11 protein-coding genes and 1 pseudogene are annotated in these 13,581 nt (G+C 60.8%); 6 read left to right on the top strand and 6 right to left on the bottom strand.

Features of this window, described 5'->3' with window-relative positions:
- Window positions 1-119: 119 nt before the first annotated feature.
- Window positions 120-941 (top strand): aldo/keto reductase, encoded by an 822-nt coding sequence (locus tag ACYZTM_RS25505; RefSeq protein WP_131061932.1) that lies wholly within the window; start codon window positions 120-122, stop codon window positions 939-941.
- Window positions 942-971: 30 nt separating this feature from the next.
- Window positions 972-1,442: a DUF1810 domain-containing protein gene (locus ACYZTM_RS25500; protein ID WP_461985296.1), complete on the top strand. Its 471-nt coding sequence runs from the start codon at window positions 972-974 to the stop codon at window positions 1,440-1,442.
- Here the strand turns inward: ACYZTM_RS25500 and ACYZTM_RS25495 are convergent.
- Window positions 1,407-3,767 carry a DNA polymerase II gene (locus ACYZTM_RS25495; RefSeq protein WP_461989214.1) on the bottom strand — a complete coding sequence of 787 codons (2,361 nt, stop codon included), beginning with the start codon at window positions 3,765-3,767 and terminating at the stop codon, window positions 1,407-1,409. The two genes, ACYZTM_RS25500 and ACYZTM_RS25495, sit on opposite strands and share 36 nt — an antisense overlap.
- A gap of 342 nt (window positions 3,768-4,109) precedes the next feature.
- Between ACYZTM_RS25495 and ACYZTM_RS25490 the strand changes: the two genes are divergently transcribed.
- On the top strand, window positions 4,110-4,550 hold the full coding sequence (locus tag ACYZTM_RS25490) for a CBS domain-containing protein (protein ID WP_131059904.1): 441 nt from the start codon (window positions 4,110-4,112) through the stop codon (window positions 4,548-4,550).
- A 197-nt stretch (window positions 4,551-4,747) separates the two neighbouring features.
- Here ACYZTM_RS25490 and ACYZTM_RS25485 read toward each other — a convergent pair whose 3' ends face one another.
- Complete coding sequence (locus ACYZTM_RS25485; protein ID WP_461985294.1) at window positions 4,748-5,371, bottom strand: glutathione S-transferase N-terminal domain-containing protein; 624 nt, start codon at window positions 5,369-5,371, stop codon at window positions 4,748-4,750.
- 95 nt (window positions 5,372-5,466) lie between these two features.
- Window positions 5,467-6,087, bottom strand: a complete 621-nt coding sequence (locus ACYZTM_RS25480; RefSeq protein ID WP_461985292.1) for a cysteine hydrolase family protein — start codon at window positions 6,085-6,087, stop codon at window positions 5,467-5,469.
- Window positions 6,088-6,312: 225 nt separating this feature from the next.
- Between ACYZTM_RS25480 and ACYZTM_RS25475 the strand changes: the two genes are divergently transcribed.
- On the top strand, window positions 6,313-6,714 hold the full coding sequence (locus ACYZTM_RS25475; RefSeq protein ID WP_131059901.1) for a hypothetical protein: 402 nt from the start codon (window positions 6,313-6,315) through the stop codon (window positions 6,712-6,714).
- Between the two features lie 317 nt (window positions 6,715-7,031).
- Here the strand turns inward: ACYZTM_RS25475 and ACYZTM_RS25470 are convergent, their stop codons facing one another.
- A complete protein-coding gene (locus ACYZTM_RS25470) occupies window positions 7,032-8,126 on the bottom strand; it encodes a DUF1615 domain-containing protein (protein ID WP_461985289.1) in 1,095 nt (364 codons plus the stop codon).
- A 304-nt stretch (window positions 8,127-8,430) separates the two neighbouring features.
- On the opposite strand from ACYZTM_RS25470, the pseudogene ACYZTM_RS25465 reads away from it, so the two are divergent.
- Together ACYZTM_RS25465 and ACYZTM_RS25460 are read left to right on the top strand one after the other, a co-directional pair.
- Window positions 8,431-9,706: pseudogene (locus ACYZTM_RS25465) on the top strand (TonB-dependent receptor).
- A gap of 126 nt (window positions 9,707-9,832) precedes the next feature.
- Entirely contained in the window at window positions 9,833-11,368 is a 1,536-nt protein-coding gene (locus tag ACYZTM_RS25460) for an FAD-dependent oxidoreductase (protein ID WP_461985287.1), read from the top strand.
- A 124-nt stretch (window positions 11,369-11,492) separates the two neighbouring features.
- Here the strand turns inward: ACYZTM_RS25460 and hemB are convergent, their stop codons facing one another.
- Window positions 11,493-12,467 (bottom strand): porphobilinogen synthase, encoded by a 975-nt coding sequence (gene hemB, locus ACYZTM_RS25455; RefSeq protein ID WP_461975118.1) that lies wholly within the window; start codon window positions 12,465-12,467, stop codon window positions 11,493-11,495.
- A gap of 250 nt (window positions 12,468-12,717) precedes the next feature.
- Window positions 12,718-13,560, bottom strand: a complete 843-nt coding sequence (locus ACYZTM_RS25450) for a PhzF family phenazine biosynthesis protein (protein ID WP_461985285.1) — start codon at window positions 13,558-13,560, stop codon at window positions 12,718-12,720.
- Between the last annotated feature and the right edge of the window lie 21 nt (window positions 13,561-13,581).

The raw sequence follows: 13,581 nt of genomic DNA, 5'->3' as shown, positions 1-13,581 counted from the left end.
TCGCAGCCCAACGGGGATAAATCCCCTCGCCACAGGGCCGCTGCTACTCGCTACGGAACCACCGGGGTATTCTGCTGCCAACTAATGAACACTTATCGATTCGAACCAAGGAGGTTTTCATGCGGACCCTCGAATTGGCCGGCATCAACGTACCGGTCATCGGCCAAGGCACCTGGCGCATGGGCGAAGATCCCTCGCAACACTGTCAGGAAGTCGCCGCGCTGCGCCTGGGCATCGAGTTGGGCATGACCCTGATCGACACCGCCGAGATGTACGCCGAAGGCGGCACGGAGGAAGTGGTCGGCGAAGCCATCGCTGGTCTGCGCGACAAGGTCTTTCTGGTCAGCAAGGTCTACCCGCATAACGCCAGCCGCAAAGGCATCCCCCAGGCCTGCGAACGCAGCCTGCGGCGTCTGAATACCGATTACATCGATTTATACCTGCTGCATTGGCGAGGCCAGTATCCGCTTGAAGAAACCGTCGAAGCCTTCGAACGCCTGCGTGAAGATGGCAAGATCGGCCGTTGGGGCGTGTCCAACCTCGACGTCGAGGATCTGCAGGAATTGAACTCACCGGCCTGCGCCACCAATCAAGTGCTGTACAACCTGGAAGAGCGCGGCATCGAATTTGATCTGCTGCCATGGTGCCAACAGCATCAGCAGCCGTTGATGGCATACTGTCCCATCGGTCAGGGAGGAACGATGCTGGCCCATCCGGCGCTCAAACAGATTGCCGCCCGTCACGCGGTGACGCCAGCTCAGGTAGCACTGGCATGGATTCTGCGACAGACGGGCGTGATCGCCATCCCCAAAGCGGTCAAACCTGAACATGTGCAACTGAATGCGCAGGCCGCACAATTGCGGCTCGAAGACGAGGACCTGAAGGCGCTGGACCACGCGTTTCACGCGCCACAACGCAAGCACCGGTTGGCCATGGTCTGAGCCATCGCGGTTCTGTCAGAGGGCTTCTGCATGAGAAGCACTGATCAGCTCGACGCCTTTAATTTGCCGCGTTTTATCCAGGCTCAAGACCCGGTATTCGACCGGGTTCAAGAAGAGCTGCACGCTGGCCACAAACGCAGCCACTGGATGTGGTTCATCTTCCCGCAGTTCGCCGGGTTGGGTGGGAGCGAGATGTCCCGACACTTTGCCATTCGCTCCATCGAGGAGGCCGTGGCTTATCTGAATCATCCTCTGCTCGGTTCACGATTGCGCACCTGCACGCAACTGGTGCTGAACATCGAAAAGAGCTCGATTGCAGGCATATTCGGCCATCCCGACGATCTCAAGTTTCACTCATCCATGACCTTGTTCGCCCAAGTGGCCCCCGAAGACAACCTCTTCAATCAGGCACTGGATCAGTACTTCCACGGCATTCTGGATGACTGGACGCTGCAGCTGCTGGACTCAAAACAGGCCCAGTTGCCCACCAATCAAGGTTGAGAAGTCGTCGTCCACGAAGGGCAGAATCGCATCCGCCACCGGCTGCAGTTGTCGGGTGACGTAATGGTCGTAATCGATGGGCGCGCTGCGAATCTCCAGCGGCTCGGGCCCGACGACGCTGATCACGTAGCTGATCCAGCCGCCGTTCTGGTATTGCCGCGGGCGGCCCTGCTGATCGTTGTAGTCATCGGCGATCCGCGCCGCACGGACGTGGGGCGGCACGTTACGCTCATAGTCATCCAGGGTACGGCGCAGGCGCTTGCGGTAGATCAGGCGGTCATCGAACTCACCGGCCAGGGTTTTGCGCACGTAGTCGCGCACGTAGTCCTGATAGGGCTTGCGATAAAAAATACGCGAGTACAGCTCCTGCTGGAACTGCCGGGCCAGCGGCGACCAGTCGGTGCGCACGGTTTCCAGTCCCTTGTAGACCATTTCGTCGGTGCCATCGGCGCGGGTGACCAGCCCGGCGTAACGCTTCTTGCTGCCCTCCTCGGCACCGCGAATGGTCGGCATCAGAAAGCGTTTGTAGTGAGTCTCGAACTGCAACTCCAGGGCACTTTCCAGCCCGTATTCCTGCTGCACATGCTCGCGCCACCACTGGTTGACGTGGTCCACCAGCGCGCGGCCGATCTGCGCGGCTTCTTCCTGGCCGTGGGCGCGACGGAGCCAGACGAAGGTCGAGTCGGTGTCGCCGTAAATCACCGTGTGACCTTGGGCTTCGATCAACTGCCGGGTGCGCAGCATGATCTCGTGGCCGCGCAAGGTGATGGACGAGGCCAGGCGCGTATCGAAGAAGCGACAGCCGCTGGAACCCAGCACGCCATAGAAGGCGTTCATGATGATCTTCAGCGCTTGCGACAGCGGCGCGTTGTGTTCGCGCTTGGCGGTTTCGCGGCCTTCGGCAACCCGGGCGACGATCGCCGGCAGGCAATGCCGGGTTCTTGAAAAACGCGCGCCACGGAAACCCGGCACGGACTCGCTGTCGTCGGGATGCTGCAAGCCTTCGATCAGCCCGACCGGGTCGATCAGGAAGGTGCGGATAATCGACGGATAGAGGCTTTTGTAGTCGAGCACCAGCACCGACTCGTACAACCCCGGTTGCGAGTCCATGACAAAACCGCCGGGGCTGGCCTGCGCAGGCTTGTTCCCAAGATTCGGCGCCACGAAGCCCTGGCGGTGCATCAGCGGCATGTAAAGGTGGGTGAATGCCGCCACCGAACCGCCGCTGCGGTCTGCCGGCAAACCGGTGACGCTGGCGCGCTCCAGCAGGAAGGTCAGCAGTTCGGTCTTGGCGAAAATCCGCGTCACCAGTTCACAGTCCTTGAGGTTGTACTTGGCAAGCGCCGGTTTGTCCTCGGCGAACATGCGGTTGATTTCGTCCATGCGCTGGTACGGCGTGCTGATCGCCTTACCCTCGCCAAGCAGGGTTTGCGCGACGTTTTCCAGGCTGAACGAGGGGAAGCTCCAGGTCGCCGAGCGCAGCGATTCGATGCCATCGATGATCAACCGGCCGGCGGCCGAGGCGAAGTAATGGTTGCGGCTGCCGTGTTCGCGCCATTGCATTTCTTCGCCGCCACGCCCCAGTTTCAGCGGTACGCCCAGCTGCCGGGCGTGTTGATGCAACACGCGCAGGTCGAACTGCACGACGTTCCAGCCGATGATCGCGTCGGGGTCATGGCGGGCGAACCATTCGTTGAGCTTTTTCAGCAGCAGGGTTCTGGAGTCGCAGTATTCGAGCTGGAAATCCACCTCGCTGTCGTCGCCATTCGGCTGGCCAAGCATATAGACCTGGCGCTCGCCGCAACCTTCCAGGGCGATGGAGTACAACTCGCCCTGAGCGGTGGTTTCGATGTCCAGGGAGACCAGTCTGAGTTTAGGCCGATAGTCAGGGGCCGGTTTCATTTGTGCGTCGAGCAACAGCCCTTCGGCGCCTGGCGTGCCACCGAACAGGACGGGCGCGGTGATGAAGCGCTCCATCATGTAGCGATCCGGCGGGCGCACGTCGGCTTCGAACATCTCGACGCCGGATTTGCGTAGCGCAGTTTCCAGGCGCATCAACTGACCGTGTTGCTGGCAATACAGGCCGAGCACCGGGCGGTGCTCGAAATCCTGAAGGGCCAATGGCTTTAGCTCGACATTTTTTTCGCCGCGCAAGACAACCTCGGCCTGCTCGCGCTGGACTGCCGGGATGAAGGCTACCGACGGTTGATGAGGCAGGCGGATATGCTGGGGACCGGTGTCGGTCGCCAGCCAGAACTCGACTTGGGTACCGGCCGGGGTGTCGCGCCAATGCCGGGTCAGGACGAAACCCTGCTGTAAATCCACCACTGCAACCTCAAGATTTGATTCAGGCGGCAATTCTACGCGTCATTGCGGGGGATAGCCCCATCGAGAGGTGGATGCACTCCCTGTGGGAGCGAGCCTGCTCGCGATAGCGGACTTTCAGCCAACATCATTCTGAATGTGAAAACGCTATCGCGAGCAGGCTCGCTCCTACAGGGATTGAGTTGAGCCTCTGGATCAGTGGATAACTGGGGAATGTTCCGGGTTTTCGGAAGAAAAACCGCCCAATGACGTTTTTTGAGCGTTATCTGCCGCTTTGCGCCTTGCCCTCAGCGCCCGGGTCTACGATTCTTCAATAACAACGACAACACCTGAGAAATCGCCATGAAAACCGTCGCCCAATTGCTGAAGTTAAAGGCTGAACAGAATCATGAAGTCCACATCATTGCGCCCCATCAAATGGTGCTGGAAGCGCTGATGGTCATGGCCGCGAAAAACGTCGGCGCCTTGCCGGTTGTGAAGAATGGCGAAGTCGTCGGCATCATCAGCGAACGTGATTACGCACGCAAACTCGTGCTCAAGGGCCGCTCCTCCGTCGGTACGCCGGTCGAAGACATCATGGTGTCGCCGGTCATCACCGTGGACACCCATCAAACCGTCGAAACCTGCATGGGCATCATGTCCGACAAACGCTTGCGGCACTTGCCGGTGGTGGAAAACGGGCAGTTGATCGGTTTGCTGTCGATCGGCGACCTGGTCAAGGAAGCCATCGCCGAACAGGCTGAATTGATTCGCCAGTTGGAGCAGTACATTCGCGGGGAGTGATTCCGACGCAACACATATCCCTGTGGGAGTGACTGTGGCGAGGGGATTTATCCCCGTTGGGTCGCGAAGCGGCCCCAAAACCTGCAACCGCGGTCATTCAGATAAACCACGTGCATAGGTTTTGCGACTGCTTCGCAGCCGAACGGGGATAAATCCCCTCGCCACAGTTCGCTCCCACATTGGCTCGGTGGTGTTCTTTAAGATGGCCAATGCCGGGCGAAGACCGGGGCCAACGTGGGGTGGTGGTCGATTCGCGTCAACCATGCGTAAAAACCCGGTCGGGCATTGCGCAGATGCTCGCGACTGCCCGCCCACCGCGTCACCACCGCTGCCAGCACATCCAGTGCGCCGGGCGTCTCGTCGTCCAGATACAACTCGCCCGAGAATTGATCGGCAAACACCTCCCAATTCCAGTGCAACCGTCGGCGGGCGCCGGCCATGAGGTTTTCCATGGACGCCGCATCCGCGTCGATCAACCAGCGCTCGGGGTAATCGATGATGCCGATGGCCGTGTAGCAATTGCTGACGATGTACACCAGGCCGCGAATGGCCTGATCACGCTCGGCGGGCGTGCTCGACAGCAAGTTCGACTCAGGAAACGCAAGCCCCAGATGAATCAGGATCGCCGCGCTCTCGGTCAGAATGCTGCCGTCGGGCAGTTGCAGCGTGGGAATCTGCTTGAGCGGGTTGAGCTTCTCCAGCGCTGTGGCGGCCTCGGGAGACGATTCAACGTCGATGAAGCGGTAAGGGATTTCACAGAGTTCGAGTGCGGCCTCTATCGCGGCGGCGCCGGAGTTCTGGTGTCCATAAAGCTGGTACATGATGCGGCCCCCTGGCGAGACAAGAATATAGTCAGTAGAGGCGCCGCCTGCCGGCCTCGTACCGTGCCACTGCAAATATCGCGATGTTGAGCGCCCTAACCCAGTGCTGCGATCAGCTCTGCCGTCGTGACAATCGAGTGGGCATAGGTCGGCCCGTTGATCTCATGCGCAGCGTGCATCGCCTCTACACTGAAAGCCGCCGTGGCGTCGCGCACCAGCGTGACGTGATAACCCAGTTCGGCGGCGAACCTGGAGGTGCTTTCGATGCAGGTATTGGCGAGCATCCCCACCACCACGACCTTGTCGATCCCGTGTTGTTTGAGCAGGTAGTCCAGATCGGTGTTGGCGAAACCGCTGCCACCCCAGTGTTCCTTGACGATCACGTCACCGGCCTCGGGCTGGAAGTCCGGGTGCCATTCCCCGCCCCAGGTTCCAGCAGCAAACACCTGCGCATGGCTGGCGCCTTGTTGATAGGGGCTGGGGTGTTTCCAGCGTGCCAGCTCATCGGGTTCGGCGCGGTGATGCGGAAGGTAGAAAACCTGGATGCCGGCCTTGCGAATGGCCGCCACCACGGTCTTCAGGTTGGCCAGCGTGCCGACGCTGTCAGCCACCGGTTGAGCGTGGCCGTGGAGTTTGCCGCCCTCGCTGAGGAAGTCGTTGTAAGGATCCACCAACAGCAGGCCGGTGTGGGCGGGAACATAGGAACTGGCATTCATGATCGACTCCTCAAGGGCAAAGGCACGCGCCAGCTAACCAGTGTAGAAGCGCCGCTCAACCCTATCTTGGCCATCCGACGACTGAACCATCACGCCCACGTGGGGTGCATCGTTCTACCTATCATTGCCGTCGATGTTCACCATCACCTCAATGAAGTTCTCATAAAAAATCCGCGGCGTAAGATCGCCTCCATACCAAACAACTACACCCCGGAGCACACCATCATGAAACGCCAAATCTTCCTCAGCATTGCTTTCTCGGTCTTTGCAGTTAACGCTTTCGCCGCTTCCTCTGCTCACCCGGTTGTCGCTGAAGGCGGCTCGGATCGACTGATTGAAAGTCGTGTAGCTGAGGGTGGTTCGGATCGTCTGATCGAAAATCGTGTGGCTGAAGGTGGTTCGGATCGTCTGATCGAAAACCGCGTTGCTGAAGGTGGCTCGGATCGTCTGATCGAAAACCGCGTTGCTGAAGGGGGTTCGGATCGTCTGATCGAGAATCGCGTTGCCGAAGGTGGTTCGGATCGTCTGATCGAAAACCGCGTTGCTGAAGGTGGCTCGGATCGTCTGATCGAAAACCGCGTCGCTGAAGGTGGCTCTGACCGTCTGATTGAAAGTCGCGCTGTATAAATGAATGATTTTACCGCGGTACTCAATGAAAAACCCGGCCTCATCAGCCTAATGCTGTTCACTTAAGACAATCATCAGTCGAGCGAGAACCTGTGGCGAGGGGATTCAGCGAAACGTCGCACCGCCCCGTTCGGCTGCGAAGCGGCCACCTGCGCCCGTTCAGACAGACCGAGTTGTGTGGATTTACGACTGCTTCGCAGCCGAACGGGGCGGTGCGACGTTTCGCTGAATCCCCTCGCCACAAATGAGTGCCCGCGCTTAAGTGAACAGCATTAGCCTCATCAGCCGGGTTTTTTTACGCCTGTATTTGCGGTCGGTCACTTGCCTGCCCGCGTCATGCATCGCTGATAACGCTCATCGACCCGCTTGGCGAACCACGCTGTCGTGAGTTTACGGGTGATTTTCGGGCTTTGCAGCACGATCCCCGGCAACACCGCCCGAGGCAACCGACGACCTTCCGCCTGGTCGGCCAGGTCAAACACCCGCGAATAGAGCTGGGTGTCCTCGAACTGGAGGTTTTTGCCCTCCTCCAGTTGATCCCGAATGGTCGTGTTGCGCATGCCCAGTTGCTTGCCAAGGGTGCGCACCGCCAACTCCGTGGTGCCCGGCATGATCGCGTCGTAGCGGACCAGATCACCGTCCAGCGCCAATGGGACGCCTGACACACGACTCACCGCGTTCTGAAACGCCGCATTGCGGCTGGCGTACCAACCAGCGTTGAAATCGGCGAAGCGATACAGCGGCTGTTTGTAGCTCACCGGGTACCCGAGCAAGTGGGCAATGCCGAAGTACATGCCACCGCGACGGCTGAACACCTCACGACGGATCGAGCCGTCCACCGGATACGGATAATCCCGCGCCTGTTGCACGGCGAAGTCGATGCTGACCTGCATCGGCCCACCAGTGTGCACGGGGTTGAGCCCTCCAAACAAGGTCCGCCCCATGGGCACAATGCCGATGAAGTCATCGAAAATCGCGCTGAGTTCTTTCTCGCTACGCGCCGCATTCAACCGGTCGCTGTAGCTTTTACCGTTGGATGAACTGACCTGCAGGGCACCGCTGACCAGCAGGCCGGGGATATGCACTTTGGCAGCACGACGGTCGATCTCTTCACGGGCGATCTTGCCCAGTCCCGGCACGGGTGGGTCGACCTGGAAGGTCGACTCTTGCTCGGTAACCGCGAGTACCGAACACAGGTTTTGCGTGGAGGGATAGATGTTCTGCGCGGCAAATGCGGCGTAAATGTCCGTCGCCCAGCCTTGGCGGTCAACGGTTTTGGCCGGCAGCAGGCGCACGATCTCAGCCTTGACCTCGGCGGGTTTGCGGGCCGGCAACTCCTGAGTGCGCTGGGAGCCGCAACCGGCCAGCACCACTAGCGCCGCGACACTCATGATCAATCGATTGGCTTGCATGGTGCTCCATCAAATCTGCTGAACCGGGTTAACCATACGATCAATGGCATGGCGCAGGCTATGACTCCTGCTGCCACTCACTGTTCCGTAGCAGCTGTCGTGGCGAGGGGATTTATCCCCGTTCGGCTGCGAAGCAGTCGTAAACCTGACAACTCGATGTGGCAGAGAGAATGCAGGGGGCCGCTTCGCCGCCCAACGGGGCGGTGCGACGTTTCGCCCGACGATTATCGCCCTGTTTTGCTCCCTGTCCGTGACTGCCTATGCCGCAACGCCGGCCACCTCTGCGGAAGATGACGGCAAGTCGCTGGTGCTGGACGAAGTCAACATCAACGCCCCGGCCCCTTCACCGTCTGCCCTGCCCCCGATATTTGCCGGCGGACAGGTGGCACGCGGCGGGCAATTGGGCGTGTTGGCAATCAGGACATCATGGACGTACCGTTCAGCGTGTCGTCCTACACCGAGCAGTTGATCCAGGACCAGCAAGCCGAAACCGTCGGCGACGTGCTGCTCAACGATTCGTCGGTGCGCCAGGCCACCGGTTTTGCCAACCAGGCGCAGGTGTTCGTGATTCGCGGCCTCCCGCTCAATGGCGACGATATTTCCTATAACGGCCTGTACGGCGTACTGCCGCGTCAGATTATTTCCACCGATGTGCTGGAACGCGTCGAAGTGTTCAAAGGCCCGAACGCGTTCATCAACGGCGTGACCCCGACCGGTTCCGGCATTGGTGGCGGTGTGAACTTGCAACCCAAGCGCGCCGGGGACGTGCCGTTGCGCCGCTTCACCACCGACATCAGCAATGACGGCCGGGTTGGCGAGCATCTCGTGACGAATCCATCACCACGCCGGTCTACGGCATCGTGTTCAAACCGTGGGAACACGTGTCGTTCTACGCCAACCGCATCGAAGGCCTGGCGAAAGGCCCGACGGCCCCCACGTCAGCGGGTGGCCGTGTGGTCATCAATGGCAATGAAGCCTTTGCTCCGGCGCGTTCGAAACAAATCGAAGCGGGTGTGAAAGTCGACATGGGCACCTACGGCGCCAGCCTCGGTGTGTACCGGATCGAGCAACCGGCCGACGGTTTTACCCAAGTCGTCGATGCCAATACAGCGGTCTTTGTGCGTGAGGGCGAGCAGGTCAACAAAGGCGTCGAGCTGAACGTCTTCGGCGAGCCGATCGAAGGCCTGCGCCTGATCAGCGGCCTGACCGTGATGGACACCGAACTGAAGAGAACCGCAGGCGGTCTGAACGACGGCAATCGCGCCATCGGCGTGCCGACCTTCCAGTTCAACGCCGACGTGGATTGGGATGTACCGGGCCTGCAAGGTGTCGCGCTGGACGCACGGATGCTGCGCACCGGCGGTCAATACGCCGATGCGGCCAACAACCTCAGCCTGCCGACCTGAAACCGCTTCGATGCCGGGGCCCGTTATGCCTTCAAAGTCTCGCAGAAGGATGTGACCGTGCGTCTCGGCGTCGACAACCTGACCAACGAGAAATACTGGGAATCGGCACTGGGCGGCTACCTGACCCAGGGCAAACCACGGGTGGCGAAGTTGTCCGGCACCATCGACTTCTGATCACTGGCGCATAACGAAAAGGCCCCGCAGCTTCACGGCTGCGGGGCCTTTTTCCGTTGGGCGGCCAGCCTTTTCATATCCCCGGGCTGGACCATACTTGAGCCACACACCGAGGAGCAAAGGCCCATGAACCGTAGCGACGTACTGATCGTCGGTGCTGGCCCGACCGGGCTGGTACTGGCGCTGTGGCTGAGCAAACTGGGGATTCGGGTACGGATTATCGACAAGACGTCGGCCCCCGGCACCACGTCGCGGGCGCTCGCCGTTCAGGCGCGGACGCTGGAGCTTTACCGTCAGCTCGACCTCAGCGATGCGGTGGTGAAGAAAGGTCATCAGGTGGCCGCGGCGAATTTCTGGGTCAAGGGCGAGCCCGTGGCGCGCTTGCCATTGACCCGCATCGGCGAGGGGCTGACGCCTTACGCGTTTCTCGAGATGTTTCCTCAAGACGAACACGAACAGCTGCTGATAGAACGCCTCGAAGGCTTCGGTATCAAGGTCGAGCGCAACACCGAGCTGGAGGGTTTTGAGGAAACCGGCGACGGCATCAGCGCAAGGCTGCGGCGGCCCGATGGCCACCAGGAAATCTGCCAGGCGTGTTATCTGGCGGGCTGCGACGGCGCTCGGTCAGTCGTGCGCAAAACCTTGGACACCGGTTTTCCCGGCGGCACCTACCAGCAGGTTTTCTACGTGGCCGACGTGCAGGCTCGCGGGCCGACGTTCAATGGTGAACTGCACCTGGACCTGGATGAAGCGGACTTTCTCGCCGTGTTTCCGTTAGCCGGTGAAGGCCGCGCCCGCTTGATCGGCACCGTGCGCGACGAGCGCGCCGACCGTGCTGAAACCCTCGGGTTTGCCGACGTCAGCAGCCAGGCCATCGAGCATCTGAAGGTGCAGATAGATCAAGTGAACTGGTTCTCGACGTATCGGGTGCATCACCGCGTGGCGGATCACTTTCGCAGCGGTCGCGCGTTTCTATTGGGCGACGCGGCCCACGTCCACAGCCCGGCGGGTGGCCAGGGCATGAACACCGGGATCGGCGACGCCATCAACCTGGCCTGGAAACTGGCGGCAGTCTTGAGCGGCGGCGCCACGCCCACGCTGCTCGACACTTACGAAACCGAACGCATCGCCTTTGCCCGCAAACTGGTGGGCACTACCGACCGGGTGTTCAGCTTCGTCACCACCGAAGGCCGCATGGCCGACTTGCTGCGCACCCGTCTGGCGCCGCTCCTGATCCCCAAAATGGCATCGTTCGAGGCGTCCCGCGATTTTCTGTTCCGTACCGTGTCGCAGATCACCCTCAACTACCGTGGGACACCGTTGAGCACGGGGGTCGCCGGGCACGTTCATGGCGGCGACCGCCTGCCCTGGGCTCACGACGGTGAGGGGGACAATTTCGAATCGCTGAAATGCCTGACCTGGCAGGTGCATGTGTATGGCGACACCAGCGACGAAATGATCGCCTGGTGCATTGAGCATCATCTGCCGTTGCATGTGTTCGACTGGCGGCCGGCGTTTGAAGCGGCGGGATTGGGGCGTAGCGGCTTTTATCTGTTGCGGCCGGATACCTATGTGGCGATTGCCAACAACTCGGCTGATCCCAAGGTGATTGAACGGTACTTCAAGGAGCATGGGATTCGGCCGTTTTTTGGCAGCCCCTGAGAACACCCTAAATCTAATGTGGGAGCGGGCTTGCTCGCGAAGGCGGTGTGTCAGCGAACAAATATGTCTACTGACACACCGCCTTCGCGAGCAAGCCCGCTCCCACAGGGGGTATGTGGTGGGTTTAGATCCCCGCGAGGGCCAGGTCCATCGCAAAGTAAGTGAAGATCAAATCCGCCCCCGCCCGCTTGATTGCCCCCAGGCTTTCGCGCACCACGCGATCCTCATCAATCGCCCCGGCCTGCGCGGCAAATTTGATCATCGCGTACTCGCCGCTGACCTGATACGCCGACAGCGGCAAACGCGAAACCTCGCGGATGTCGCGGATGATGTCCAGGTACGCGCCGGCCGGTTTGACCATCAGCGCGTCGGCGCCTTCCTGCTCGTCCATCAGTGATTCACGCACCGCTTCGCGGCGGTTCATCGGGTTCATCTGGTAGCTTTTGCGGTCGCCTTTAAGCGCGCTGCCGCCGGCTTCGCGGAACGGGCCATAGAGCGCGGAAGCGAATTTGGTCGAATAGGCCATGATTGCGGTCTGGGTGAAACCGGCTTCGTCGAGCGCCCGGCGAATGGCCTGGACCTGGCCGTCCATGGCGGCTGACGGGGCGATCACATCAGCACCCGCCCGCGCCGCCGCCACGGCTTGTTTGCCGAGGTTGATCAGGGTCTGGTCGTTGTCGACTTCGTGGTTGTGCATCACGCCACAGTGGCCGTGATCGGTGTATTCGCAGAAGCAGGTGTCGGACATCACTATCATCTCCGGCACCGCATCCTTGGCGATGCGCGACATGCGCGACACCAGGCCGTTGTCGCTCCAGGTGTCGCTGCCGCTGCTGTCCAAATGATGGGACACACCGAACGTCATCACCGACTTGATCCCGGCCCGGGCGTAGCGCTCGATTTCACCGGCCAGTTTCGACTCCGGAATGCGCATCACGCCCGGCATGCTCTTGATCGGCACGAAGTCGTCGATTTCTTCCTCGACGAAGATCGGCAGCACCAGGTCGTTCAAGCTGAACTCGGTTTCCTGGAACAGGCTGCGCAGGCTCGCATTGCGGCGCAGACGGCGTGGACGTGCTTCGGGGAACTGACTGGACATGAGGGATTCCTGAAAAACAGAGGACGAGACGAAAGTCTTAGGGGGCGAAGCTTATGCCCTGAAAGGCGCGGGGTACAAACCTCGATCGCTCAAGACTGCGTTACCGAGGCCGCAATAATCGCGCGCATCTAACGCGGTCCCCCTGTGGGAGCGGGCTTGCTCGCGAAGGCGTCGACACATCCAACATTAATGTGGCAGACACACCGCCTTCGCGAGCAAGTCGGATCGCCGCACCGCCGCTCCCACAGGATTAGATTTCCAGCACGCCAGAAATACAGGTCACCACCGCACCGCCAATCCAGATTTCATCCCCCACCTGCTCCACCTGAATGCGCCCGGCGCGGCCCATGGTCAGGCCCTGGCTGACCACGTAAGACGCCGGCGCCAGACCTTCGGCGAGCAACCACTGCGCAATCCCGGCATTCAGGCTACCGGTGGCCGGGTCTTCCGGCATGCCGTCGCCGGAGATGAACGCACGCACTTCAAACTGCGCGTCATCGCCATCACGCTCAGGGTGCCACGGCGCGATCACGCCGACGGCCAGGCCAAGCATTTGTGAATGATCCGGTAGCACATCCAGCACCTGCCGGCGGTCCTCGACCATTACCGCCAGCCAGCCGGCACCATTGTCGACCCACTGGGCTCGGACAATCGTGCCTGGCTCCAGCCGCAGCCCGCGGCGTACGCGCTCGACCACCTCGGCCTCCACCGGTCCTGTCTTGATCAGTGGCGGCGCGAGAAAGGCGAGCTCCGCACCCTGCCTGCGGACCCGCACCAGACCGACGCCGCACTCCTGAATGATCTCCTCGCCCTTGGGCACACCTCCGGCTTCAAGCCATGCGTGGCAGGTGCCCAGGGTCGGATGACCGGCGAACGGCAACTCGTTCAGGGTCGTGAAGATTCGTACGCGATAGTCGGCGCGAGGGTCGCGCGGCTCGAGGATGAACGTGGTTTCGCTGAGGTTGGTCCAGGTCGCGAACGCCGCCATGCGTTCATCGCTGAGCCTGTCTGCGCCGAACACCACCGCCAACGGATTGCCCTTGAGCGCAACGCGGCTGAAGACATCTACTTGTTTGAAATCGAATGAGCTCATTGCCTGCCTTGGTCTTGAGAA

It is taken from the genome of Pseudomonas sp. MDT2-39-1 (genome assembly GCF_054898085.1).
The sequence above is the reverse complement of the archived record's forward strand: the minus strand, read 5'-3'. Positions and strand labels throughout refer to the sequence as shown.